The organism is Paraburkholderia sp. 40, from assembly GCF_050434105.1.
Lineage (GTDB): Bacteria > Pseudomonadota > Gammaproteobacteria > Burkholderiales > Burkholderiaceae > Paraburkholderia > Paraburkholderia tuberum.
Genome location: NZ_JBNPVY010000004.1, coordinates 3,396,098 through 3,421,599, shown reverse-complemented (window position 1 = coordinate 3,421,599; position 25,502 = coordinate 3,396,098). Strand labels below are relative to the sequence as shown.

Below are 25,502 nucleotides of genomic sequence, written 5' to 3'. Positions count from 1 at the left end.
AACAGTAGGGGATTCTACCTAAGTCAAATCTGGCTTGCAGGCTGTCCGGAAAGCTGTTGTTTTTTGTGGAACGCGGCGGCGGGAGCCCGAGCCGCCGAGCGGCGTTCAGCGCCGCGCGAGGTTGCGCCCGAGTGCCGCGCAGCCCGCATCCGTCAGCGCTTCGACCACGTTGCTGCGATCGTCGGGCTTGAAGTCGGCGATCCAGATCACGCGGCAATGTGCGGACGTGTCGGCCACGACCTGCAGCGTCGCATGATGATGCTCGAAGCGCCCGCCGCCCACCGAGTAGGCGAGCCGCATGTGGGCATCGTCGACGGCAATCACGCGTTCCTCCACCACGGTACCGTCGGCGAAGGTAACCCAGCGCAGGTCGCCTTCCATGCGCGCCGCGATCAGCACGCCCGCGAATACGCGGGCGACCCCGGCGGGATCGCGCAGCGCGGCCCATGCATCGGCCGCGGTGGTTGCCACGGCGATTTCCCGGTAGATCGTAGCCATCGCATTTCCTCCTGTTCGTTTCGGGTAACCCAGGTCTCGTGCGCGCGGGAGTGTCGCGATCAGCGATTGCAAACCTGTCACCGATCGCGCGGCGCCGTCTTATCCGCGATCCGCGTCGAACGTGTCGCCATGACGGCCCGCGCCGGACACAAAGCGCGCCGCGCCCGCCACGCCCTCGGCGAAGACTGCCGCGTAGCCGCCCGCGCCTTCGCGCCGCAATGCCTCGGCGAGATCGTCCAGCGTGCTGTTCTCGAGCGTGGAGCGACGATCGGCGAGCAGCGCCGCCTGCGGAAACGCGGCGAGCTCCGCGGCCAGTTGCTCGGCGGCCGCGCGCGCTTCGCCCTTCGGCACCACGCGGTTGGCGAGCCCGAACGAAAGCGCCTCGCGCGCATCGACCGCGCGGCCGGTCAGGATCAGATCGAGCGCACGCGACAGACCGATCAGTCGCGGTAGCCGGATCGTGCCGCCGTCGATCAGCGGAATGCCAACACGCCGGCAGAACACGCCGAGCACCGCATCTTCCTCGACGACGCGCAGGTCGCACATCGCGGCAAGCTCGAGCCCACCCGCCACCGCATAGCCGGCGATCGCGGCGATCACCGGCTTGCTGAAGCATGTGCGTGTCGGTCCCATCGGCCCCGAGCCGCTGCCGTCCGCGTGCAGCTCATTGCGGCGCGTCGCGTCGGCGAGCGCGCCCAGGTCCGCGCCCGCGCAAAACGTGCCGCCCGCGCCGAACAGCACGGCCGCGTGCCACGCCGGCTCGGCCTCGAAGCGGCTGAACGCAGCGCTCAACGCCTCGGCCACCTGCCGATCGACCGCGTTGCGCCGCGCGGGCCTCTCCAGCACGATCGTAGCGACGCCGTTGCCGTCATTCGACTCGATTCGCACATGGTTATTGAAATGTTCGGTGGCTATCATCGTTATGTATACCTGAAGGGTATCTGAAGCTCCGTGTTTGCCTGTCGATCAGGCAGTGTTGCCATGCGCTCATGCAGCGTAATTAATCCGGTAGGCTGTCATGTTTCCGTCACATCCGACTCGTAGCGTTAGCGCTCTATTAATTCGCTGGCGTCCTGCGGCCAGCTTGCCGAGCCTGCCTTTGTCCCTGCCTTTGCCCAATTCATCGCCGGCCCCCGCCCCGAGCTGCGCCGAAACTGTCTGGATCGTGCCGTTGCACGAGCATTCGTGGTACGACCATGTGCGTCTGAAGCGCGTCTTCGTCACCGACGGCACACGTCATCAGGTCGTGCTCGTCGATCTGCGCAAGCTGCTCGTGTGCGCGAATCGCGACAACACCGATTACGTGCTGAAGCCGGTCGCCGAATGGCACGCGGGCAAGGTCCGCGGCATTCGCGAGTTTCTCGATCCCGACAGCCCACGGATTCCGCAGATGCCCTATGTGACGATCTCCACGCGTCGCGCGCCGGGATTGCTCGGCTGGGTCGGCATCGAGCGCGAGGGGGTGGTGGCGTTTCGCAACGGCCAGCATCGCGCGCGCTATCTGGCCGAGGCGGGCGCGCGCTGGTGTCCGGTCGAAGTGCACGAGCGCGAGGCGGGATTGCTGCGTGAGCTGTGCGGCGCGGCCGATGATGCCCGCACCGCGATTCGCGCGACCCAGTCGGGCAGCGACAGCGACGTCTAACTTTCGCGGTCCGCGGCAATTCGCGTACGCCACGGTTATCACGGCTACCCCGTCTGCACGACGTTGCGCGGCGTGCCCGCCTGCCACGCCGCGATGTTCGCGAGCGTGGTCTGCGCGATCTCGGTCATCGCCTCGCGCGTGAAGAACGCCTGGTGCGCGGTGACGATCACGTTCGGAAACATCAACAGACGCGCGAGCACGTCGTCCTGTAGCGGCAGATTCGAATGATCCTCGAAGAAGATGCCGCCTTCTTCCTCGTACACGTCGAGCCCGAGATGGCCGAGCTGGCCGTCCTTCAACGCGCCGATCAGTGCGTTCGCCTCGACGAGCCCGCCGCGCCCGGTGTTGATCAGCATCGCGCCGCGCTTCATCTTCGCCAGCGCGGCGCGGTCGATCAGGTGATAGGTGTCGGGCAACAGCGGGCAATGCAGACTGACGACGTCCGATTCGGCGAGCAAGGTATCGAGCGGCACGTAGCGCGTGCCGAGCGCGAGCAGTTCGTCGGCGGGCGGCCCCGGATCGTAGGCGAGCACCTGCATGCCGAAGCCCGCCATGATGCGCGCGAACACCCGGCCGATGATGCCCGTGCCGATCACGCCGACCGTCTTGCCATGCAGGTCGAAGCCGAGCAGCCCATGCAGCGAGAAGTCGCCTTCGCGCGTGCGCGCGACCGCACGCGGCAGGCGCCGGTTCAGCGCGAGAATCAGCCCGACCGCATGTTCGGCGACCGCATACGGCGAGTAGGCCGGCACGCGTGCGACCGGCATGCCGAGCCGCTCGGCCGCCGCGAGGTCGACGTGATTGAAGCCCGCCGAGCGCAGCGCGATCATGCGCGTGCCGCCCGCATGAAGCCGTTCGAGCGTGGCGGCGTCGACGCTGTCGTTGACGAACGGGCAGACCACGTCGTAGCCATGCGCGAGGATCGCGGTCTCGCTGTCGAGAGGGGATTCCTGGAAATGCAGTTCATAGCCATGCGCGGCATTGGCCTCGGTGAATGTATCGACGTCGTATTGACGACTGCTGAACAGGATCGTGCGCATATCGGGCTCCGAAGAAGCTGTTTCTCGATGTTAGGCGACTTCGCGAATGAAAGAGTAGGGTGATGTGGTGAACGCGGGTACCGCTTGCGCATGACGGCTGGCTACCTTGGCCAAAAAACTTGCGCAATCACACGGTTCAGTGAATGATCGGACGAACGGCCTCGAGCGGCGTGCCTGCCGCGAGGCCGTTCGTTCCTTTGCGCTTCACATTCATACACCGATCATGCCGACTTCAACCTCCACTACCATTGCTTCGTCCGTCCCCTGTCCGATAGTCGAATCACTCGACGCCATCCTTCCCGAAGAACCGCTGCTGATGATGGGCGCCGGCCCCGTGCCGATTCCCGCCGCGGTCGCGAAGGCCAATGCGATCGTGATCAACCATCTGGGCGGCACGATGGCGAAGGTGGTGAACCAGGTGAAAACGATGGCGCGCTACGTGTTCCAGACGCAGTCGAAGTGGGTGCTCGGCGTCGCGGGACCGGGATCGGGCGCGATGGAGATGGCGATCTCCAATCTCGCGTGGGAAGGCACGCGCATGCTGTGCATCAAGAACGGCTTCTTCAGCGACCGCATGGGCGAAATGGGCCGGCGCGTCGGCGCGCGCGTGAGCATGCTCGAAGTCGCGGACCGCACGGTCGCGAGTCTCGACCAGATCGCCGACGCGCTGCGCCGCGAGCGTCCCGAGGTCGTCACGGTCGTGCAGGGCGAGACCTCGAACACCGTGTGGAATCATCATCTGAAAGACATCGCCGCGCTTGCGAAGGAAGCGGGCGCGCTCGTGATCGTCGACGCTGTCTGCACGCTGAGCACGATGCCGCTCGAAATGGATACCTGGGGCATCGACGCGGTGATCACCGGCGGCCAGAAGGGCTTGTCATCGATTCCGGGCGTGTCGCTGATTGCGTTTTCAGACGCCGCCTGGGCGCGCGTCAAAGGCCGCACGGCGCCCAATACGCACTGGTGCCTCGATGCGTCGCTGGCGGAAAACTTCTGGCACAACGCCGGGTATCACTACACGGCGCCGGTGTCGGGCGTGCTCGCGCTGCACGAGGCGCTGCGGCTCGTCTGCGCGGAGACGCTGGAGAAGCGCTTCGCGCGCCATCTGAAATGTTCGCTCGCGTTGCAACAAGGCGTCACCGCGATGGGCCTGCAACTGTATGCGCCGGAGAATTGCCGCCTGAATTCGGTGGTCGGCATCGAAGTGCCGGACGGCCTCAGTCCCGCCGACGTCTGCGCGCATATCTCGCGGCAGCATCAGGTGGAAATCTCCGGCTCGTTCGGTCTGCCGATCGTGCGTATCGGCCAGATGGGCGAACAGTGCCGCGAGCACAACCTGTTTCGCACCGTGCATGCGCTGGGCCGCACGATGGTCGATCTCGGCGTCAAGGTCGATCTGCCGGCGGGTGTCGCGGCGCTCGAGCGCGGCTTGAGCGAAGGTAAATAAGCATTTTTCCGATGCGCTACGAATAGCATTCGCAGCGCATATCTTTTGTGCGATCCAGCACTTTATAGTTCCATTAGAAAGTCTTTCCCGCCGTTATCGCGTTGCAATAAATTAATGCTTCGCAACGTTTTTACATAACAATGGCGAAATCTTCGAAACCCTTACGGAATAAGGCTCTGCGCCTTTCTAAAAGGTTTTCTTCCTTTCTTGCTTTCTATTGTTCTCTGTGCGCCGGCGCACGTATCGAGATCAGGCCGAAACGTAAAGTAGGTCACGGCGAGAGCAGCGCAATGCTCACGCTGCGGTAAATCGCAAGACCATGATTCGACACACGGCGCGTGCCAGGACGTGCCTGCCGCGCTCATGCATGCATGCCGCCGGAACCAAGCTTTAACGCCAAAGCGCCCCCGCGAGGCAACAAAAAAGGATTTCTATCCGATTCGATAATTCGATTGCGTGGAGTCTCGAAGTCTGTCTTCGAGGGTCCGCGCACGTACGAAGCAAGGATATCGACACTATGGCGAGCGCATACGACTCAGGTCAATCGGCAGGGGTTATCGTTGGAGCAGAGTTGAACGGACTGGGGGTGGCGCGATCGCTCGCGCAGGCCCGCGTTCCGGTTATCGCAGTCGATACGAGGACCCGCGCGGCGACGTGGTGCCGACACGTTCATGCGCATCAGGTAAAGAGTTTTGTCGGGAAAATATTCGTTGATGAAATGATCGAACTCGGCAAGCGGTTCGATCGTCTGCCAGTTCTGATTCTGACCGACGAAGACGCGGTGCATGCGGTGTCGGAAAATCGGGCGGCTTTGTCGCACTGGTATCGGTTCCGCCTGCCGGCCGACGACACCGTCAAGATGTTGTCGAGCAAGGCGCGCTTTCACGAATTCGCGCAGCAGCATGGCTTTCCGGTGCCGCGCTCGGTCGTGCTCGACAAGCTTGCCGACATCGAACGGCTGGCCGAATTGCGCTACCCGTGCGTGCTGAAACCGGACGACAAGCGCAACGTGCTGCGCGGCGAGAAAGAACGCGCAGTGCGCGTCGACACGCTGCAGCATGCACGCGATCGCGCTATCGCGATGCTCGCGACGCCGGGCGGCATCATCGCGCAGGAGTGGATCGAGGGGCCTGACAGCAACATCCACTTCACGCTGTTCTATCGCGGCGCCGACGGCAACATGGTCAGCATGTTCACCGGCCGCAAGGTGTTGAGCTCGCCGCCGGGCGTTGGCAATACCGCGATCTGCGTGGCCGCGCCCGAAGCGCGCGGGACGCTCGAACCGCTGACGCGGCGCTTCGCCGAGCTGGCCGGTTTCGACGGCATGGGCAGCATCGAGTACAAGTGGGACGACAACTACAACGAGTTCGTGATGGTCGAGCCGACGGTCGGCCGCACGGACTGGCAGGAGGAGATCGCGACGCTGTGCGGCGTCAACATTCCGCTTGCCGCGTACCGCCATGAACTCGGCCTGCCATTGCCCGTCGAGCGCCTGAGCCGGCAACCGGTTGCGTGGCGCGCGACGTTTTCCGACCGGCCGCCGCCCGAATTGCTGAGCGAGCGCACAAAGATTTTCGATGGCTATTTCCGCTGGAACGATCCGTTCCCAGCGTTGCAGCACTATGTCGTGATGAATCCGCTGCGACGCATGAAGCGCAGCTGGAAAAAAGCGATCAGGGCGCCCGAGTCGCGTCAGGCCAAAGCCTGACGCTGGCGACGCAAGCCGTTCCCCCTGGAGACCAGCAATGTCTTTGACCGATACCATCATCATTGGCGCGGGGCCCTACGGGTCTTCTCTAGCCGCGCATCTGAAGGCCGCCGGCGTGGATCACCAGATCCTCGGGGAACCGATGGGAGCGTGGCGCAACTACATGCCGCCCGGCATGCTGCTGCGCTCCGAGGCTTTCGCGTCGAGCCTGCACGCGCCGCGCAGCGGCTTTACCGTCGAAGACTACTGCCGCCTGAAAGGACTGCCTTACCAACCGCTCGGCATGGCGCTGACGCTCGAAACCTTCGTCGAGTACGGGCTGTGGTTCCAGTCGAATCTGGTCGGCGAAATCCGGCCGGTCGACGTGCTCGCATTGCGCCGCGTCGGCGATCAGTTCCAGCTGTCGCTCAGCGACGGCCGCTCGCTCGGCGCGCGCAGAGTCGTGATCGCGCTCGGCCTGAAGGGCTTCGCGCAAACCCCGCCGGCGCTGCGGGACTTGCCGGCGCAATATGCGTCGCATTCGGAGCTGTATGGGAACCTCGAGTGGGCGCGCGGCAAGGACATTGCGATCGTCGGCGGCGGGCAGTCGGCGCTCGGGCTGTCCGCGCTGCTCAATGAACTCGGCGCGCGCGCGCACGTGCTGATGCGCGAGAGCAGCGTGGTGTGGCACGAGCGGCCGCAGGGCGGTCGCAACATCCTGTCGCGCATCAAGGGACCCGACGCGGGACTGGGGCGCGGCTGGCGCTCGCTGTTCCTGTCCGAGTTTCCGGGCGTGTTCCACATGCTCGACCCGCGACGCCGCAAGCAGATCATGGAGCACACGTACGGCGCGTCCGGCGCGTGGTGGCTGCACGATCGCGTGGTCGGCAAGGTGCAGATCTCGCATCGCACCGTGGTGCGCTCCGCGGCGATCGAAAACGACCGCGTCGTACTGAACGTGCTGAGCGATGGCAAGGAAGCGCGGGTGAGCGCCGATCACGTGATCGCCGCGACCGGTTTCAAAACCGACATGCGGCAGCACGCGTTCCTGTCCAAAGATCTGGCCGACACGATTTCGAATCAGGGCGGCATGCCCGACCTGACGTCGCACTACGAAACGCGCGTGCGCGGCCTCTATGTGATCGGGCCCGCGTGCGCGCACAGCTTCGGGCCCGTGATGCGCTTCGTCTATGGAACCAAGCACGCGTCGCCGACCGTGGCGCGGCACATTATCGGTTCGTTGAAAGCGGGTGCGCGGCAACGCACGTGGCCCGTCGCCCATGCACCCATGCCGGAGCGCTCAGGTGAATAAAACCCAGGCAACTGGCGCGCCTGCGCGCTCGCACCTGTCCGACAGCTACCGCGGGCGCCGCATGAAGCGCTACAAGATGCTCGTGAAGGAGATGCTTGCGGGCTTCGTCCTGATTTCGGGTCTCGCGTGGTTCACGCGCAAGGTGCTGTGGCGCGATCGCGTGGCCGTGCTGCTTTATCACGATCCCGATCCGGACACGCTCGACCGTCACCTGACTTATCTCGGCAAGCTGTGCGAGTTCGTGCCGTTGACCGACGTCAGCGCGCGCGGCCGCGGCCGGCCACGCGTGGCGATCACGCTCGACGACGGCCACGCGGGCAACGCGAAGCTGTTGCCGGTGTTCATCAGGCACAACGTGCGCCCGACGATCTTCCTGTGCAGCCGCATCGTCGGACGGCCGCGCAGTCACTGGTGGCTGCATCCGGGCTCGCTGCGCGTCGGCCATGAACGTCTGAAGCGGATGACGAACGACGAGCGCCTCGCCGCGCTGGCGGCCCAAGGCTACCAGCAGGACGGCGATGACCGGCCAACCGGCCTGTCGATCGAAGCGATGCAGGCGATGCGCGAGCACATCGACTTCCAGGCGCATACACGCTTCCATCCGATCCTCACGCATTGCAGCGACGCTGAAAGCGAGGCCGAAATCCGCGACAGCCGCCATGAGATCGCGGCGCTGCTGCAACAACCGTGCGAGCACTTCGCGTATCCGAACGGCAATTACGGCGAACGCGAAGTGGAGTTCGTGCGGGCCGCCGGCTTCAAAACCGCGCGCACCTGCGACATCGGCTGGAACGATCAGCACACCGATCCGTACCGGCTGCGCACGATCATCATCGACGATGCGGCATCGACGCTGCGCTTCGCGGCGCAATTGAGCGGCATTGCGCTGTTTCTGCGCTATCTGCGCGAGGGTGGAGGCTGGCGCGGCAAGTTTCCGCAGTTTTGAACAGAGGGAGCGCCTGGACGAAGCGATTCGTCCGGGCAACGCCGTCCGGGTTTTTCGCGAGACGGCACGAGGGGCATACGACAGGAGGGGACATGCAGCGCTGCAGGGTACTGGTGATCAACGATTACGCGCACATGGGCGGCGCGGAAGTGGTCTATCAACAATCGGCCGAGCTGTTGGGCACGCTGCCCGGCGTCGAGGTCGAGCGTTTCGACGATAGCCAGTTTTCCGCGCGCTCGACGATGCTGTCGCGCTCCTGGAACACGACCGCCGCGCGCGCGCTCGAAAGGGCGCTGCATCGTTTCCGGCCGCATCGGCTGATGGTGCACAACTACCACAACGTGCTGTCGCCTTCGATTCTCAGCGTGATCGCGCGGCACGAGCGTCAGTTCGGTTATCGCGCGTATCACACCTGCCACGACTATCACCTCGTCTACTACAACCCGTCGCTGCAGTACTTCGACAAGGATAGGCGTCCGATCATTCTGCCGCTCGACGTGCTGCGCACACGCGCGGTCTTCACGTTGCGGCCGACGCCGAAGGGCCTCGTGCACGATCTGATGACGAAGGCGTGGTGGCACGCGGTGCGCACGGCCTATCAGCCCGCGCGCGTGTTCGACAGGATCTTGTGCCCGAGCCTGTTCATGCAGCAGGCGCTGCATCGCGTCGGCATCGAGAATACGGTCATCGTGCACAATCCGTCGGCGGTGCCGAGCGCGATGCCAATCGTCACGGTGCGTGACAAGGAGCGCTTCAACATCGCGTTCGTCGGACGGATCTCGCCGGAGAAAGGCCTGCCGCAATTTCTGACGCTCTGCGAGGCGACGGGCTTCGAGCGCATCAATTGCATCGGCGTGTACGGCGACGGCCCGGACCGCGCGGCGATCGAGCAGCGCTACGCGTCGCTGATCGCACAGCGCAAGCTGATCCTGTTCGGCACGATGCCGCAGCAGCACTTGTTTCCCGCCATGCGCGAGTTCGCCGATGCGGTGGTCGTGCCGTCGGTGGGCGCGGAGAACGCGCCCCTTGTCGTGATCGAGGCGGCGATGCTCGGTCTGCCGGTGCTGGTTCGCGATGGCGGCAGCATGGCGGTGACCGCGGAATCGGTCGGCAACAAGATCAAGTTCAAGTTCGATCCGGGCAGTCTGAAACAGGCGCTCGGCGAACTCGCCATTCATCTGGCCGATGAGCACAGAAAGTACGACGTCGAAGAATATCTTCCCGAGCATTACGCGCGGCGTCTGGCTGAAATCATGCACATCGGCGAAAGTTCGACGCACGTCGCGCCGTCGCGCCTTCGCGCGCGCTATGCGGATAATCCGCGTCCGGCGCCCTGAAAATAGTCGGCGCTGATTGTGGCAAACGGCGTGTATATCCGTGCCGTTATCGTCGTTTTGAACACGTGTTTTTTTATCGCGTGATTGGTCTGAAGCAATCCTGTAGCAATCGGCTTTTGTGTGCGCTGCCGAACGTTGTAAGGACGGGCTCTCTGAATATTATGATCGTCAAGGAAAGGCATTTTATCGAGCGCTGAAGCGCGTGGCTCGACAGAGTAAACGAGGCCGCGGTGACGGCGCGGAGTTGGCGATGATCGACTCAATGGGTCGGCGAAAAAGCCAGACTCATTAGAACAAAAGCATGTGTATGTCGTGAGCGTTTGCGTGGAAAAACGGCGGACGAGACGCGGCTAATCGGGGAACCTTCGCTACCGGGCCCGGCAGTCAGTTCAACCAAACAGGAATGTGGCCGCAAGCGGCCACATCGGCGATACGGGGGTATCCAGACGGTGATGCGCTACAGCTCAGCGCACGCTGTATGGATCGGAGGTCTCGGGAGACGCGTAGGTCTGGTCTGAATTCCACAAATCGCTGCCGTAGGGGTCCGCTGAGTTCTTGCCGCGGACAGGCTGTGCAACGCTTGTACGTTTCTGCTTCGGAAGGCTGTTTTTCGTTTGGGTGTACACGTTGGGCGCGACATAGCGGTTCTTTTTAGCGTACGCGAAATCCGACGAGGAGCCGTAGAGCGTGGTGGAACTGGCCGCATGAGGCGTCATCGCGTCGAGTTGCGAGTGATTGGCCACATAACGCGGCGCATAAGCGGAAGAGGCGGCGGACACGATGCTCTGGGCGTAACCCACCTGGGCGGTCAGCAATACCGGCAATACGGCGGCAAGAAGTTTGTTCATTTCGGGGTCCGTAAGAAAGCATGTGGTGCGATGTTAGGGAAAAGAGCCGACCTCGCATAGGCGCTGTTACACACAAAGGTAGCCGATGTGGCGTAAATCGGCTACCCCCGTCCGATCGAGGCGGTCAGCTCGATGGACACAGGCATGACTGTATGCGGCGACGTGCCGGTCCCGGCGCTGAGAATAAGTGGCAAACCGTCGAGACTTTGGGAGAACTCGCATGAACCAAAGCAGTACACCGTTCGATAGCCGGAACAACAACAGCGAACATGCGCCGGCAGGCTTCGCGAATTATCTGGATGCGCTGTACGACAATCGCAAGCTGATTGCCATCACGACGGCCATCGCGGTCGCGCTCGGCATCGCTTATTCGGTGTTCTCCCAACCCGTGTATCGCGCGGACATTCTGGTGCAGGTCGAGGAGAACGCGGGTACCTCGTCCAAGAGCGTGATCGGCGACGTGTCCGCGATGTTCGACGTGAAGACCGCGACGTCAGGCGAGGCACAGGTGATCGGCTCGCGCATGGTGGTGGGCCGCGCGGTCGACAAGCTCAATCTCGACATCGAAGCGGCGCCGCGCTACTTCCCGCTGTTCGGCCGCTGGCTCGGCCGTCATTCCGATCATCTGTCGACGCCGGGACCGCACGGCTACGTGTACGGCAACGAGCGCATCACGGTGTCGAAATTCGACGTCCCCGAAGAGCTATTCGACCGTCCGTTCGTGCTGAAGATGGGCGAGGGATCGAGCTACGAGCTGCAATACGGCAAGCTGAAGCTCGAAGGCACGGTCGGCCAACCGCTGAGCGCGACGACCAACTACGGGCCGCTCACGCTCGTCGTCGACCGGATCGAGGCGAATCCCGGCGCGACCTTCGAAGTGCGGCGCCAGTCCGCGCTGACGACGACCGAAAAGCTGCGCAAGGAACTGACGATCTCGGAAAAAGGCAAGGAATCGGACATCCTCGGCGTGTCGCTCGAAGGCAGCGATCCTAAGAGGATCAGCGCGATTCTCGCGACCATCGCTGGCGAATACGTGAGCCAGAACCTGAAGCGCAAATCCGAGGAAGCGGAGCGTTCGATCCGTTTCCTCGAAATACAGCTTCCGGAAATGCGCCAGCAGCTTTCCGATTCGGAAACGCGCTTCAACGACTTCCGCGCGAAGCATGGCACCGTCGATCTCGGCGAGGAAGCGACCAACTTGCTGCAGCTGTCGGTTCAGGCGCAGACGCGGCTCGCGGAACTTCAACAGAAGCGCAATGAACTGCTGTCGCGCTTCACCGACCAGCATCCGGCCGTGCAGTCGGTCAACGCGCAGTTGCATGCGGCGCAACAGGAAGCGAAAGATCTCGCGAGCCGGACGCAATCGCTGCCGCCGCTCGAACAGAACGTGCTGCGCCTGCAGCGCGACGTGCAGGTCGGCACCGAGCTCGATACGTCGCTGCGCAATACGCTCGAACAGCTGAAGCTGATCAAGGCGGGTAAGTCCGGCAACGTGCGCATCGTCGACGGCGCCGTCGCGCCCGATACGCCGGTGCGGCCCAAGCCGCTGCTGATCATCATCGGCGCGCTGATGCTGGGCGTGTTCGTCGGCGCGGTGATCGCGCTCGTGCGTCAGCGTCTGTTCGACGCGATCGACGATCCGTACGAAGTCGAGCTGCGCACCGGTTTGCCGGTCTACGCGAGCGTGCCGTTCAGCCGTCAGGAAGAGCGGTTCGCGCATAGCCGTCGCCGTCCGGAATCGAAGGCGCTCGTGCTCGCGGGCGAAGCGGTGATCGATCCGGCCATCGAAAGTCTGCGTGGCTTTCGCACCGCGCTCGAATTCACGATGACCAAGGCGCGCAACCATATCGTGCTGATCACGGGCCCGACGCCGGGCATCGGCAAGTCGTTCGTGTCGCTGAATCTCGCCGCGGTAATCGGTGCGACCGGCAAGCGCGTCCTGCTGATCGACGGCGACCTGCGTCGCGGCTTCCTGCATCGGCATCTCGGCGGCGATCGCGGCCCTGGCCTCACCGATCTGATCCAGGGCGCGTACCGTCCCGAAGAGCTGATTCGCGCGACCCGTTTCCAGGGTGTCGACTTCATCGCGAGCGGCCGCCAGGTTGCGAGCCCGAGCGACGTGCTGTCGAACACACGGCTCGAAGCGGTGCTGCGCCAGGTCGCGACCGGCTACGACGTCGTGCTGCTCGACGGACCGCCGGTGCTGCTCGCCGCGGATGCGGTCCGGCTCGCCTGCGTGGCAGGTACGACGTTCTTCGTCGCGCGTCAGGGTGTCACGGGCATCGGCGAGCTGCGGGAGTCGGTCCGCCAGATGCAGAAGGTCGGCCTGCCGGTGCGCGGCGTGATCATGAACGGACTGCGGATGCGGCCGGGACGCTACAGCTACGGCTACGGACGCTATCGCTACGCGGCCTACATCTACAAACCGTACGACAGATAAGCACGGGCGCCTGGTTCGCGACGCGCCCGCAGTGCGGGGCGTCGCGCCCGACTGGACCGATCAGAACACCAACATGGCAATGCGAAGGGATCTTACGGCCGCGCTCGCCGAGCGCGTACCGTACAGGCAAGGGACTACTCGGATGAAACAGCTATTCGTCACGCCTTTTCTGCCTCAGAAAAACGCGCCGCAAGCTGGCCACCGTTTGGCCTACGACTACCTGATCAAACTGAGCGCGGAATCGGAGCTCGACGTGCTGATCGTGTCGCGCGTGCCGGTCGACGAAAAAGCCATCGAGTTCCGCGCGAACGTGCGCAACGTGTACATCCAGTACGTGAGCCGGTTCGACCTGATTCCGTCGTTCCTCGCGAATCCGCTGACTTTTTCACCGCGCCTGTTCTCGCGCTATAAGCCCGCGATCGGCAAGTACCTCTGCGAGCTCGTCGACCGGAACCGATACGACACCGTGCGGCTCGAGTTTTCGCAATGCTTTGCGTATGCCCAGAATCTGCGCGACCGTTTCCACGACCGCGTGAAGATCGTGATGTGCGCGCATGACGTGCAGATCCAGGTCATGTTGCGGGTCAAGTCCATCGAAGGATGGCTGTTCACCCGGCAGACGTTCATGCTCGAGCAGCGTCTGCTGAAGCTGGCCGACAAGGTGCTCGTGCTGTCCAGCAAGGACGCGCAGCTGATCAACGGCCTGTACCCCGGGGTCGGCACGTTGCAGGTCGTGCCGATCTCACTGCCGGCGTTTCTGAAGGAAGTGCGGCGCTCGAAAGACACGGTCGAGAAAGGCAACATCCTGTTCTGGGGGGCGATGCAACGCCGTGAAAACGAAGAGGCGCTGCTCAATTTCATCGACACGATTTTTCTGCCGCTGCGCCGGCGCGGCCTGCAACTGAAGCTGTTCGTGGTCGGCTCCGATCCGAGCGACCGCGTAAAGCGCCTGAATAGCGACGATATTTGCGTGACCGGCTTCGTCGAAAATCCGGGCAAGTACTTCGAGTCCGCCGATATCGGCGTGGTGCCGCTGCTGTCGGGCGCCGGCGTCAAGCTGAAGACGCTCGAAATGCTCGCGGCGAAACTGCCGGTCGTCTCGACGCCGCTCGGCGCGGAAGGCGTCGAGCACGACGGTACCTTGCTCAACGTCTGCGAAATCGATGAGTTCCAGGACGTGATCGAGCGCATCTACCACGGTGATCCGGTCAACCTCAACGCCTCCGTGGCGTATCAGGCCTGACGCCATGATCGCAACCATCGCCTATCTGCTGGCCGTCTTGCTGTGTGCCTCGCGCGGCGTGCTCGAGTATCTGATCGGCAAGGACGCCGCCTATCTGATCCAGGTCGGCGGTATCGTCGGGCTGCTCGTGTGGTACATCTCGCCGACGGCGATCGCCGCTTACTTCCGCGACGAAGGACGCCTGTCGTTCGGCTTCCTCGTGGGCATGCTGTTCTCGACCGGGCTGTCGATCGTCGCGACGCTCGCGCTCACCGGTGAGTTCGGGCCGTCCTATCTGTTCGTCTTCATCTTCACGCTGTTCATCTACTTCTACGCGATCTCGAACTATCAGAGGCGCTTCGTGCAGCCGCGCGTCGCCTATGCGGGGCTCGTGCTGATCGCGCTGATCGAGGCGGGCGTCGCGCTCGCGCAGCAGCAGAACGTCTTCCCGATCGATCTGCCCGGCGCGACGTACGGCTTCGACAATCTGCGCGCGCCGTCGCTGACCGGCAGCTATCTGCACTACCCGCTGTTCGTCGCGATTGCCGCGTCGCTGTGCGGCGTCGACTATCTGGTGCGCAAGAACGTGCTGTCGGGCCTCGCGTGCGTGGTGCTCAGCTTCGCGATTTTCTCGGCGCTGTCGCGCAGCGGCATGCTGATCATTCTCGGCACGTTCGGGCTCGCGTTCGTGCAGGCGCCGATCCAGTTCATCACGAGAAACGCGAAACTGATCGTTGCCACCGTGTTCGCGACGATGGCGATCATGATCTTCGGCGTCGCGGTGAGCAGTCAGAACGATAGTGTCGTCAACGTCGGCACCGAACGGATCATAGGCGCGACCGATCTGCAATCGGACGGCAACGACGGCCGCACCGAAGCATGGGAAAAGGCCAAGTCGCTCGTATTGCCGGTCAACGTGATCGCCGGCACGTACTTTGGGCTCGTCACGAACTCGGCACCCGAGCCGGTGAAACAGGAGTTCGGCATCGTCGAATCGAGCGTGCTGCAGCAGATTCTGAATATCGGCCTGATGGGCGCGATCTTCTATTACGGCGTGCTGATATCGGTGACGAAACTCGCGAGCAGCGCGAGCCGGATTTCGTTGTGCGTGTGGGCCGCTTTATTTCAAACGATCTTCTATCAATCGATCGAAGTGATTCCGTTTGTCTTCATCCTGATGACATTGCCAGTGTTCGATTACGTGGGCGGACCGCGTGCAAACAGCACGTAGCGAACGAGAAGGCAGTGCGCTCCAGATCGTCTGCATCGCGCGGACGAGCAGTGGGTAGTCGGTAGTGCGCGCGAACAGCGCGAAGCAAGGTGCAAGAACCAGAAAGCCGTGTTTGGGGGTAATTCCACAAACACCTGATGTAAAGCAGGAGGTGGGGATGAACCTGAAGGGAATGTTTAGCGTGGTGATCGTCAATTACAACACGCCAAAACTGGTCGGAAATTGCGTGCGCTCCGTGCTAGAACTTTCGATTGCGGATAAGGAGGACATCGTCGTGGTGGACAACGCTTCACCCGACAATTCGTTTTCCTATCTGAGGGAGACGCTTCCGACGGGAGTGAGGCTCGTCAAAACGTCGATCAATCGCGGCTTCGGAGCCGGCGTCAATTTCGGCATGGTCGGTTGTCTGCGCGAACTCGTGCTCGTGCTGAACCCGGACACCTATTTCGTCGATACATCGCTCGAAAACGCGGTGCAGTTGTTCAGAACGGAGAAGGATGTCGGCCTCGTCGGTCTCGATCTGATCTATCCGGATGGCGAGCGGCAGTTTTCCGCGCGGCGCTTTTATTCGGTGCTCGACATACTCGGCCGGCGTTCGCCGCTCGGGCGGCTCGGCGCGTTCAAGCGCCGCATCGACAACCACATGATGCGCGAAGCGTGGGCCGCGGGCACGCCGTTCGAGGCCGAGTGGGTGCTGGGCACGGGCTTTATCGTGCGGCGCGCGTTGTTCGGCGAACTCGGCGGCATGGACGAGCACTTCTTTCTCTATATGGAGGACGTCGATTTTTGCGCGCGCATCTGGCAGGCGGGCTACCGCGTGCTGTGCGTGCCGGGCGCGCGACTCACGCACGAGCATCAGCGTGCGTCGGCAGCGGGCTTCCTGAGCAAGGCGGGGCGCCGGCATATGAACAGCTTGTGGCGTTTCAGCCGCAAGTATCGTGTGCCGCTGTTCAGACCGCCAGGCGTGCAGGGCCTGAGTCGCAGCGCGAAGGCGCGTGCGGTGCCGGTCCCCATGACCGTGAGCGCGCGTCCGGCCGCCGAGCAGGGGCAAAGCATCACGGTGGACTGATGCCTGTCGATGTCTCGACGTGAAAAAAGAACGGAGTAACGCAATGGGGGAAGGCTAGATGAAAACCCGGCGACAGGCGCTCAAGACGTTCCTGCTCGGCGGCCTGGCCGGGGCCAGTGCAAGCACAGCCGATTTGGGCGTCGCGCGCGCGACGGGGCACGCGCCGCGCGAGCGCGGCGCGTTCGCGAGTATGGGTAACGGCGCGGGCGACGGCGCCGGCGGCATCCTGCGCGTCGCCGCGTCCGTGCCCGAGCGTGCCGCATCGGAACCGGTTGCGCCGAGCTATCTGAAGACGCTCAGCGATATCGTCGCGGGACTCGAGGTCAGCGTCGCGCGCTTCGTCGATCCGCACCGGCTGGCGGCGATCCAGCGCGGCGCGTCCGGTTACGACTGCGGCGCTGAACTCAGGGAAGCGTTCGCGAGCGGTGCGCGCGGGTTGTATCTGCCGCGCGGCATCTGGCGTTACACCGGCGACCTGGCCACCGCGAACGGCTCGAGACTGCGCGGCGACGGCGGCGGCGAATACGTGGTGATCACCGACATCGCGATGGGGGCAACCGTGCTGGAGAGACAGGACTCGGGCGGCCCGAGGTCGGCGGCGCTGACGCTGGGCGACTCGGCGTTCGTCGAGCATGTGCAGGTACGGCCCGCGCATTACGACAAGGTCATCTACTACCTCGCCAACTATCCGGCGCACACCGGCAACACGGCGATCGGCATCCACTTCGGTACGTCGGCCGGGGCTAGTCGTTGCACGGCGATCGGTTTTTCGCGCGCGGGCTACGAACTCGGCGTCACCTCGACGCTCGAGCGCTGTTATGCGTACATGTGCGAGCGCGGCTTCTACGCGACCGAGCACACCGACGGCTCGCTGATCAATTGCATCGGCATGTTCTGCCATACGGCCGGCGCCGATATCGTCGACAACTTCTGGCAGGTGATCGGCGGACGCTGGGAATGGAACGCGCGACACGGCGTGATTCTCGGCGCGGAGTCGCTGATCGTCGGCGCGGTGTTCGATCGCAATGGCTTTGCCGGCGTCTATATGAAGAGCGGCAACTGGGGCAAGGTGGTGAACGGCAATTACTTCTCGCGCAACGGTTGCGGCGGCGACGGCAAGATCGGCCGCTGGAAATTCTCGACGCGCGGCCATCCGTCGTACCTCGATGTTCCGGCCGGTCAGAGTTGCCACATCCAGATCGATTACCAGCAAGGGGCGACGATCGTCGGCAATCGCTACCGTCCCGGCCAGGACGACGAGAACGCCGGCTGCGACGGCCCGCAGTTCGTGTACGGCAGTTCGACCGCGCCGGGCAGCACACCGCTCGACGGCATCACGATTCAGGGCAATTTCGGCGATCGCGCGGGTGACACGATCGTCGGTTACGCCAAGGCGTATCCGGGCGGCGGCGCGATCGCGGGCGGCAAGGACGCGAGCCTCGTGCATGCGCTGAATCTCGGCGTCGGCTACGAACGCGGCGGCGTCGCGGCGGCGCTGCATTGCGGAAACCAGACCGTGTCGCAGGAGACGACGCGCATCGCGATCAACGTGCTGCGCTCGACCTCGGGCCGCGTGGTATTGCGCGCGGCCACACGCGGCCATGCTCTACTCGCCGAAATCCTGTTCGCAACCGACGCAAGCGACGCCAACTACAAGACCGTGGTAAGCAATCTGATCGGCAATGCGGTGAAGAGCGCGGTGTTGAACGCAAACGGCGAAGACGATCGCTACAACAAGATCGATATCGCACTAAGTGAACCTGCTTTCGTGTCGTATTCTGTTTTTTCGACCTGAGTTTTAACCGTCTACTGCAAACAGGACGATTGTGTCGACGAGAAACGTCATCATCGCGCTGTATTCGGTGTACGCACTGAACTACGTGCTGCCGCTCGTTACGTTGCCGTATCTGTCGCACGTACTTGGGCCGGCCGGGTTGGGCGTGATCGGTTACGCGCAATCGATTTCGCAGATTCTTCTCGTCATCGTCGACTTCGGCTTCGGCCTGTCGAGCGCGCGCAAGGTGGCGGTGCACATCGATAACCCGGAGGTCGTGAACCGCATCTACTGGTCGACCACGATCGGCCGCGCGATTCTCGCGTTGCTGTGCTCGCTGGTGCTGGTCGGCTGGGCCTTCGCCGCGCACATGTCGCCGCAGGAGCGCGGTGCGACGCTGCTGGGCTCGCTCGTGATCTGGGGCGGCGTGCTCACGCCCGGCTGCTTCTACGAAGGCACGCAGCGCTTGCCGGTGCTCGCGGGCACGCTGCTCGCGACGCGCGTGGGTCTGCTGATTCCGCTGTTCCTGTTCGTGAGGACTCGCGACGACGTGATGCTCGCGGCCGCTCTGCAATATGCGCCGACCTTCGTGTGCGGCGTGATCCTGATGGGCGCGCTGATCTGGAAGCGCGAGATCCTGCTGACCGTGCGGGTCAGTTGGGCCGACGTGATGGCCGAGGCGAAAGAGGCGTATCACATCTTTCTCGGTTCGGCGCTGACGTCCGTGTACATGTACGCGAACGTGATCATGCTGCGCATGATCAGCGGCCCGGGCGCGGTCGGCTATTACGTGGCGGCCGAGCGACTCACCAACGCGCTACGCGCGTGCACGGCGCCGGCCATCCAGGCGTTCTTTCCGAAGATCTGCGTCGCTTACGAGCGCAACGACATCGCCTATATCCACAAGGTCAACCGCGGCTTCATGGTCGCGTTCGCGGCGTCGGCGGTGCTGATTCTGGTTGGCTTTACGGTGCTCGGCGAATGGTTCGTCGGACGTTTTCTCGGCGAGGCGTTCGGCGAGACGTTCCGCATTTTGCGCATTCTCGTGTTCGTGCCGGCGATCGTCGGCATGACGACGACCCAGGTGATGCTGACGATCATCGCGTCGGGCAATCAGTCGTTGCTGAAGCGGATCTATGTCTACGGCGCGCTGTTCCATCTGGTGCAGGCACCGATCAGCATCTACTTCTGGGGCGGTGTCGGCACCGCATGCTCGGTGGCCGCCACCGAGCTGTTCATGCTGATCGGCGTGTACAACGTGTCGAGCCGAATCAATCACGGCCAGATCGCGGTGCGCGCGCAGACGACGATCGAGCAGGAGATGGCGGCGGAGAGAGATTAGCCGCGAGGATGGACAGCGGGATCGAATGGCCGCGGCGCGCGTCGTGAAGACTTTGCGCGTCGCGGCCTTGTTGCGTCTGCGCCGCGCGGTCGTTGCGCGCGTTCACTGCGAGTGCTTACTGCGCGGTAGACAGACTGGTTACTTTCGCGTTGCGCAGATACAGCACCGTCGACAGCACGACCGCCGCGGCAGCCGCGATCGCGGCAAACAGGAACACCGAGCCGTAACCGAACTCGCCGGCGATATACCCCGCCAGCGGCCCGGTAATGCCGAGCGACAGATCGAGAAACACCGAGTACGCGGACAGCGCCGCGCCGCGGCTCGCCGGCGGCACGAGCCCGACCGCCTCGACGCCGAGCGCCGGAAACACCAGCGCGAAGCCAAAGCCGGTCAGCGCGGCGCCCGCGAGCGCGATATGCGGCTCGGGCGCGAGCCACAGCATCAACAGACCCGCGCATTCGAACGAGAACGACGCGATTGCCACACGAAAGCCGCCGTAGGTCTTGATCGTGTTCGCGAACAGCAGGCGCGCGCCGATGAACAGCGTGCCGAACAGCGTCAGCGACAGCGCCGCATTCGGCCAGTGCTTCGCCGCATAGAACAGCGTGATGAAGGTCGCGATCGAACCGAAGCCGGCCGAGCCGAGCGCGAGACCCATACCGTGCGGCAGCACGCGCGTCAACACGCTGCGATACGACATCCGCTCGCCGTGCACGACCGGCACCGGCGCGATCAGACGCGCGAGGTAATAGCCGAGCCCCGCGAGCGCGATCACCAGAATGCCGAGCGCGGTAAAGCCGATCGAGCGCGAGATCATCACGCCGAGCGGTGCGCCGATCGCGAGTGCGCCGTAGGTCGCGATGCCGTTCCACGAAATCACGCGGGCGTTGTTGGAGGTGCCGACCCGGCCGATTCCCCACAGAATCGCGCCGGTGCCGCACAGGCTCTCGCCGAAGCCGAGCACGAGCCGGCTGCACACGAGCAGTGCGAGGCTCAGCCCCGGCCAGCGACCGGTCAGCGCGGCGAGCAACAGCAGCACGCCGCTCGCGCCGCAGCCGAGCAGACCGATCGACACCGTGCGCTTCGGCCCGAGCGTATCGGCCGAGCGGCCCGCGAGCGGCCGCGACGCGAGCGTCGCGAGGTACTGCACGCTGATCGCCGCGCCGGCCAGCACCGCGCTGTAGCCGAGGTCGGCGTGCACATAGCCGGGCAGCACCGCGAGCGGAATACCGATCGCGAGGTAGCAAAGAAAGGTGAAAAAGACGACCGGAATGATCTGCAGGGTCGTCGCAAATTCGCTGCGGGCGGACGCGGAGTCGGTGGACATCGGGAAAACGAGACTTGAATTCGGCGGGAAGGCGTGATTGTCCCATGGAACCGATTCCCTTGCAGGGTTTGCTTAAAAAATGGGGCGAATCAATGGCGGGTTGTGACGTGATAAAGGTCCGTTTTCACGCCACTAGCGCGCGATTGTTCGGCGAGGCGAGAGGGCATGCCAAAATCTGGAATGTCCGTTAAACCGTTAAGAGTCGATAAAAACGGCAAAATCGTCAGAGCAACATAAGCGCTGCCGTGCGCAAATCCACTTCGATATCGCGCGACGAATATGTCCCCCATGCGGTTCGAGCTATGGGTTGCCTTTATTGACGGTGATAGCTTTCAGACCATCGACGCGGCGTGTCCGCGCGAACACGGAACAGACGAGAGCACAGAGACATGACCGAGCCGATTCGTTTCTATCACCGCAACGCGATCCGCGAAATCGAGGACGCGCCCGTCACCCGCACGGTGCTGCAGTATCTGCGCGAGGACGCGCATTGCACCGGCACCAAGGAGGGCTGCGCCGAGGGCGACTGCGGCGCCTGCACCGTCGTGATCGGCGAGCGCGATCCGGCGGGCGGCGTCGACTTCAAGGCGGTCAACGCCTGCATCCAGTTCGTGCCGACCCTCGACGGCCGCGCGCTCTTCACGGTCGAAGACCTGCGCCAGCCGGACGGCTCGCTGCATCCGGTGCAGCAGGCAATGGTCGACTGCCACGGCTCGCAGTGCGGCTTCTGCACGCCGGGCTTCATCATGTCGATGTGGGCGCTCTACGAGAAGCACGGCCACGAGCATGGCTGCGCGAACCGCACGGTGCCGTCGCGCGAGGCGATCGGCAATGCGCTGACCGGAAACCTGTGCCGCTGCACCGGCTACCGGCCGATCGTCGACGCGGCCGAGCGCATGTTCGACGCGCCCGCGCCGCGAGCGCCAGTCGACGTAAAGGCGCTCGCCGACACGCTGGCGACGCTCGAACGCCGCGACACGTTTCAGTACGAGCACGCGGGCCAGCGCTTCGCCGCGCCGCGCACGGTCGCGGCGCTCGCGCGGATCAAACACCAGGAACCGGCCGCGCGCCTGCTCGCGGGCAGCACCGACATCGGCCTGTGGGTCACCAAGCAGATGCGCGAGCTCGGCAACCTCGTCTACGTCGGACAGATCGCCGAGCTGCAAAAGCTCGAAACCAATGACGACTGGATCGAGATCGGCGCCGGCGTCAGCGTCGAAAAAGCGTATGCCGAGATCGCGAAGCAGTACCCGGAGCTGACCGAAATGTGGCAGCGCTTCGCGTCGCTGCCGATCCGCAACGCCGGCACGCTCGGCGGCAACATCGCGAACGGCTCGCCGATCGGCGATTCGATGCCGGGGCTGATCGCGCTCGGCGCGCGCGTGATCGTGCGTGGTGGCGACATCGAGCGCGAGATGCCGCTCGAAGACCTGTACCTCGCGTATCAGAAGACGGACATGGCCGGGCACGAGTTCGTCGTCGGCCTGAAGGTGCCCGCGCGGGGCGGTGCGCGCGCGAACCTGCGCTTTCGTACCTACAAGCTGTCGAAGCGCTTCGATTCGGACATCTCGGCCGTCTGTGCGGCGTTCTCGTTCATCGCCGACGGCGACGCGATCCGCGAGCCGCGCATCGCGTTCGGCGGCATGGCCGCGACGCCGAAGCGCGCGCTCAATGCCGAAGCCGTGCTGCGCGACGCCGAATGGCACGAGGCGACCGCACAGGCCGCGATGCTCGCGCTCGGCAACGACTACGCGCCGCTCACCGACATGCGCGCGAGCAGCGACTACCGCCTCGAAGCGGCGAAGAACACGCTGTACCGCTTCTGGCTCGAAACGCGCGCGCGGCAGCCGCTGCCGAAGAGCGCGCTCGACGTGCGCGCGGTCGCGCCGGCCGGCGCGAGCGCCTGAGCGCCGCGCGTTCAAGGATACGGAGAACACAACCATGAACCAGCAAGCCGAACCGTTCCTGAAAGAGGTTCAGGAACTCGACGACTTCACCCAGGTGCACGTTTCGCGTCCGCACGAGTCCGCGCATCTGCACGTAAGCGGCCGCGCGACCTACACCGACGACATTCCCGAGCTGGCCGGCACGCTGCACGCGGCGCTGGGGCAGTCGTCGAAGGCGCACGCGAAGATCGTCTCGATCGCGCTCGACAGGGTGCGCGCGACGCCCGGCGTCGTCGCGGTCTTCACCGCCGACGACATCCCCGGCGTCAACGACGTCGGCCCGATCGTCCATGGCGGCGATCCGATCCTCGCCGACGGCGTCGTGCAATACGTCGGCCAGCCGATGTTCATCGTGGTCGCGACGTCGCACGAGGCGGCGCGTCTCGGCGCGCGGCGCGCCGACGTGGTCTACGAAGAACTGCCGGCGGTGCTGAGCGCGCAGCAGGCGCGCGCCGCGAACCAGTTCGTGCTGCCGCCGATGAAGCTCGCGCGCGGCGACGCTGGCACGAAGATCGCGCGTGCCGCGCATCGCGAGGCCGGTGAGATGTTGCTCGGCGGCCAGGAGCAGTTCTATCTGGAAGGGCAGATCTCGTACGCGGTGCCGAAGGACGACGACGGCATGCACGTCTACTGCTCGACCCAGCATCCGACCGAAATGCAGCAGCTCGTCGCGCACACGTTGGGCGTGGCTTCGCATAACGTAGTGATCGAATGCCGGCGCATGGGCGGCGGCTTCGGCGGCAAGGAATCGCAGTCGGCGCTGTTCGCGTGCTGCGCCGCGCTCGCCGCGTGGAAGCTGCTGTGCCCGGTCAAGCTGCGCCCGGATCGCGACGACGACATGATGGTGACCGGCAAGCGCCACGATTTCCACTACACGTACGAAGTCGGCTACGACGCAGAGGGCGTGATCGAAGGCGTCGCGGTCGACATGACCTCGCGCTGCGGCTTTTCCGCCGACCTGTCGGGCCCGGTGATGACGCGCGCGCTGTGCCACTTCGACAACGCGTACTGGCTGTCGGACGTCTCGATCGACGGCTTCTGCGGCAAGACCAACACGCAGTCGAACACGGCGTTTCGCGGCTTCGGCGGCCCGCAGGGCGCGTTCGCGATCGAGTACATTCTCGACAACGTCGCGCGCTCGTGCGGCATCGATGCGCTCGACGTGCGCCGCCGCAATCTCTACGGCAAGACCGAACGCAACCAGACGCCGTACGGCCAGGTGGTCGAAGACAACGTGATTCACGAGCTGATCGACGAGCTCGAAGCGACCAGCCACTATCGCGCGCGCCGCAAGGAGATCGACGCATTCAACGCGAACAACGAGATCCTGAAGAAGGGCCTGGCACTCACGCCGGTCAAGTTCGGCATCGCGTTCAACGTCACGCACTTCAACCAGGCCGGCGCGCTCGTGCATATCTACACCGACGGCTCGGTGCTCGTGAACCACGGCGGCACCGAAATGGGCCAGGGGCTGAACACGAAGGTCGCGCAGGTCGTCGCGCATGAACTCGGCGTCGGTTTCAACCGGATTCGGGTGACCGCGACCGATACCAGCAAGGTCGCCAATACGTCGGCGACGGCCGCGTCGACTGGGTCCGACCTGAACGGCAAAGCCGCGCAGGACGCCGCGCGCCAGTTGCGCGAGCGGCTCGCCGCGTTCGCGGCCGAGCGCTTCGGCGCGGGCAGCGTGAAGCCGCGGGACGTGCGCTTCGCGCATGATCGCGTGATGGTCGGCGAGGTCGCCGTGCGGTTCGAGGAAGTGGTCGCGAAGGCTTATCTCGCGCGCATCCAGTTGTGGTCCGACGGCTTCTACGCGACACCGAAGCTCTACTGGGACCAGTCGAAGCTGCAAGGACGGCCGTTCTACTACTACTCGTATGGCGCGGCGGTATCGGAAGTCGTGATCGACACGCTGACCGGCGAAATGCGCGTGCTGCGCGCCGATGCGCTGCACGACGTCGGCGCATCGCTGAATCCGGCGCTCGACGTCGGCCAGGTGGAAGGCGCGTTCATTCAGGGCATGGGCTGGCTCACCACCGAGGAGCTGTGGTGGGACGCCGGCGGCAAGCTAATGACGCACGCGCCCTCGACGTACAAGATCCCGACCGTCAACGACGTGCCGCCGGTTTTTAATGTCAGGCTGTTCAGGAACCGTAACGCGGAGGACAGCATCCATCGTTCGAAAGCGACCGGCGAGCCGCCGCTGCTGCTGCCGTTCTCGGTGTTTTTCGCGGTGCGCGACGCGGTGTCTGCGGTCGGCGGCCATCAGGTCAATCCGCCGCTCAATGCGCCCGCGACCAACGAGGAAATCCTGAAAGCGGTCGGCGCGGTGCGGGCCGCGACGGCGGCCGCGCGGCAGGCGTGATGGCAAGTGGCAAACGAGTTGGGAGCGCA

The 25,502-nt window shown here is 64.2% G+C and carries 19 protein-coding genes; 14 read left to right on the top strand and 5 right to left on the bottom strand.

The window, feature by feature from the left end; translation table 11 throughout:
* Positions 1-105: 105 nt before the first annotated feature.
* On the bottom strand, positions 106-498 hold the full coding sequence (locus OKW28_RS37820; RefSeq protein ID WP_090803201.1) for an SRPBCC family protein: 393 nt from the start codon (positions 496-498) through the stop codon (positions 106-108).
* A 99-nt stretch (positions 499-597) separates the two neighbouring features.
* A complete protein-coding gene (locus OKW28_RS37815) occupies positions 598-1,416 on the bottom strand; it encodes a crotonase/enoyl-CoA hydratase family protein (protein ID WP_429453022.1) in 819 nt (272 codons plus the stop codon).
* Between the two features lie 100 nt (positions 1,417-1,516).
* Here OKW28_RS37815 and OKW28_RS37810 point away from each other — a divergent pair, with 100 nt between their 5' ends.
* A complete protein-coding gene (locus OKW28_RS37810; protein WP_429453020.1) occupies positions 1,517-2,140 on the top strand; it encodes a plasmid fertility inhibition factor family protein in 624 nt (207 codons plus the stop codon).
* 44 nt (positions 2,141-2,184) lie between these two features.
* Here OKW28_RS37810 and OKW28_RS37805 read toward each other — a convergent pair whose 3' ends face one another.
* A complete protein-coding gene (locus tag OKW28_RS37805; protein ID WP_429453018.1) occupies positions 2,185-3,180 on the bottom strand; it encodes a 2-hydroxyacid dehydrogenase in 996 nt (331 codons plus the stop codon).
* Between the two features lie 223 nt (positions 3,181-3,403).
* Here OKW28_RS37805 and OKW28_RS37800 point away from each other — a divergent pair, with 223 nt between their 5' ends.
* From OKW28_RS37800 to OKW28_RS37780, 5 genes are all read left to right on the top strand, one after another.
* Positions 3,404-4,627 (top strand): pyridoxal-phosphate-dependent aminotransferase family protein, encoded by a 1,224-nt coding sequence (locus OKW28_RS37800; protein ID WP_429453016.1) that lies wholly within the window; start codon positions 3,404-3,406, stop codon positions 4,625-4,627.
* A gap of 718 nt (positions 4,628-5,345) precedes the next feature.
* The gene (locus OKW28_RS37795) at positions 5,346-6,335 is read left to right on the top strand and encodes a carboxylate--amine ligase (RefSeq protein ID WP_429453014.1); all 990 of its coding nucleotides are present in this window, start codon (positions 5,346-5,348) and stop codon (positions 6,333-6,335) included.
* Between the two features lie 37 nt (positions 6,336-6,372).
* Positions 6,373-7,626 carry an NAD(P)-binding domain-containing protein gene (locus OKW28_RS37790; protein WP_429453013.1) on the top strand — a complete coding sequence of 418 codons (1,254 nt, stop codon included), beginning with the start codon at positions 6,373-6,375 and terminating at the stop codon, positions 7,624-7,626.
* Between the two features lie 61 nt (positions 7,627-7,687).
* Complete coding sequence (locus tag OKW28_RS37785) at positions 7,688-8,572, top strand: polysaccharide deacetylase family protein (protein WP_429454593.1); 885 nt, start codon at positions 7,688-7,690, stop codon at positions 8,570-8,572.
* A 92-nt stretch (positions 8,573-8,664) separates the two neighbouring features.
* Positions 8,665-9,909, top strand: a complete 1,245-nt coding sequence (locus OKW28_RS37780) for a glycosyltransferase (protein ID WP_429453011.1) — start codon at positions 8,665-8,667, stop codon at positions 9,907-9,909.
* A 464-nt stretch (positions 9,910-10,373) separates the two neighbouring features.
* Here the strand turns inward: OKW28_RS37780 and OKW28_RS37775 are convergent, their stop codons facing one another.
* Positions 10,374-10,757: a hypothetical protein gene (locus OKW28_RS37775; protein ID WP_429453009.1), complete on the bottom strand. Its 384-nt coding sequence runs from the start codon at positions 10,755-10,757 to the stop codon at positions 10,374-10,376.
* Positions 10,758-10,977: 220 nt separating this feature from the next.
* On the opposite strand from OKW28_RS37775, the gene OKW28_RS37770 reads away from it, so the two are divergent.
* The 6 genes from OKW28_RS37770 (at position 10,978) to OKW28_RS37745 (ending at position 19,835) form a co-directional block, all read left to right on the top strand.
* Positions 10,978-13,197, top strand: coding sequence for a GNVR domain-containing protein (locus tag OKW28_RS37770; protein WP_429453007.1), 2,220 nt, complete (start codon positions 10,978-10,980; stop codon positions 13,195-13,197).
* A 142-nt stretch (positions 13,198-13,339) separates the two neighbouring features.
* Positions 13,340-14,440, top strand: a complete 1,101-nt coding sequence (locus OKW28_RS37765; protein ID WP_429453005.1) for a glycosyltransferase — start codon at positions 13,340-13,342, stop codon at positions 14,438-14,440.
* A 4-nt stretch (positions 14,441-14,444) separates the two neighbouring features.
* On the top strand, positions 14,445-15,650 hold the full coding sequence (locus tag OKW28_RS37760; RefSeq protein WP_429453003.1) for a hypothetical protein: 1,206 nt from the start codon (positions 14,445-14,447) through the stop codon (positions 15,648-15,650).
* Between the two features lie 157 nt (positions 15,651-15,807).
* A complete protein-coding gene (locus OKW28_RS37755; protein WP_429453001.1) occupies positions 15,808-16,719 on the top strand; it encodes a glycosyltransferase family 2 protein in 912 nt (303 codons plus the stop codon).
* A gap of 58 nt (positions 16,720-16,777) precedes the next feature.
* Entirely contained in the window at positions 16,778-18,514 is a 1,737-nt protein-coding gene (locus OKW28_RS37750; protein ID WP_429452999.1) for a hypothetical protein, read from the top strand.
* A 31-nt stretch (positions 18,515-18,545) separates the two neighbouring features.
* The gene (locus OKW28_RS37745) at positions 18,546-19,835 is read left to right on the top strand and encodes an oligosaccharide flippase family protein (protein ID WP_429452997.1); all 1,290 of its coding nucleotides are present in this window, start codon (positions 18,546-18,548) and stop codon (positions 19,833-19,835) included.
* A 115-nt stretch (positions 19,836-19,950) separates the two neighbouring features.
* Here the strand turns inward: OKW28_RS37745 and OKW28_RS37740 are convergent, their stop codons facing one another.
* Positions 19,951-21,162: an MFS transporter gene (locus OKW28_RS37740; protein WP_429452995.1), complete on the bottom strand. Its 1,212-nt coding sequence runs from the start codon at positions 21,160-21,162 to the stop codon at positions 19,951-19,953.
* 389 nt (positions 21,163-21,551) lie between these two features.
* Between OKW28_RS37740 and xdhA the strand changes: the two genes are divergently transcribed.
* Both xdhA and xdhB read left to right on the top strand, forming a co-directional pair.
* Positions 21,552-23,069 carry a xanthine dehydrogenase small subunit gene (gene xdhA, locus OKW28_RS37735; RefSeq protein ID WP_429452993.1) on the top strand — a complete coding sequence of 506 codons (1,518 nt, stop codon included), beginning with the start codon at positions 21,552-21,554 and terminating at the stop codon, positions 23,067-23,069.
* A 34-nt stretch (positions 23,070-23,103) separates the two neighbouring features.
* Positions 23,104-25,473 (top strand): xanthine dehydrogenase molybdopterin binding subunit, encoded by a 2,370-nt coding sequence (gene xdhB, locus OKW28_RS37730; protein ID WP_429452992.1) that lies wholly within the window; start codon positions 23,104-23,106, stop codon positions 25,471-25,473.
* Positions 25,474-25,502: the final 29 nt, after the last annotated feature.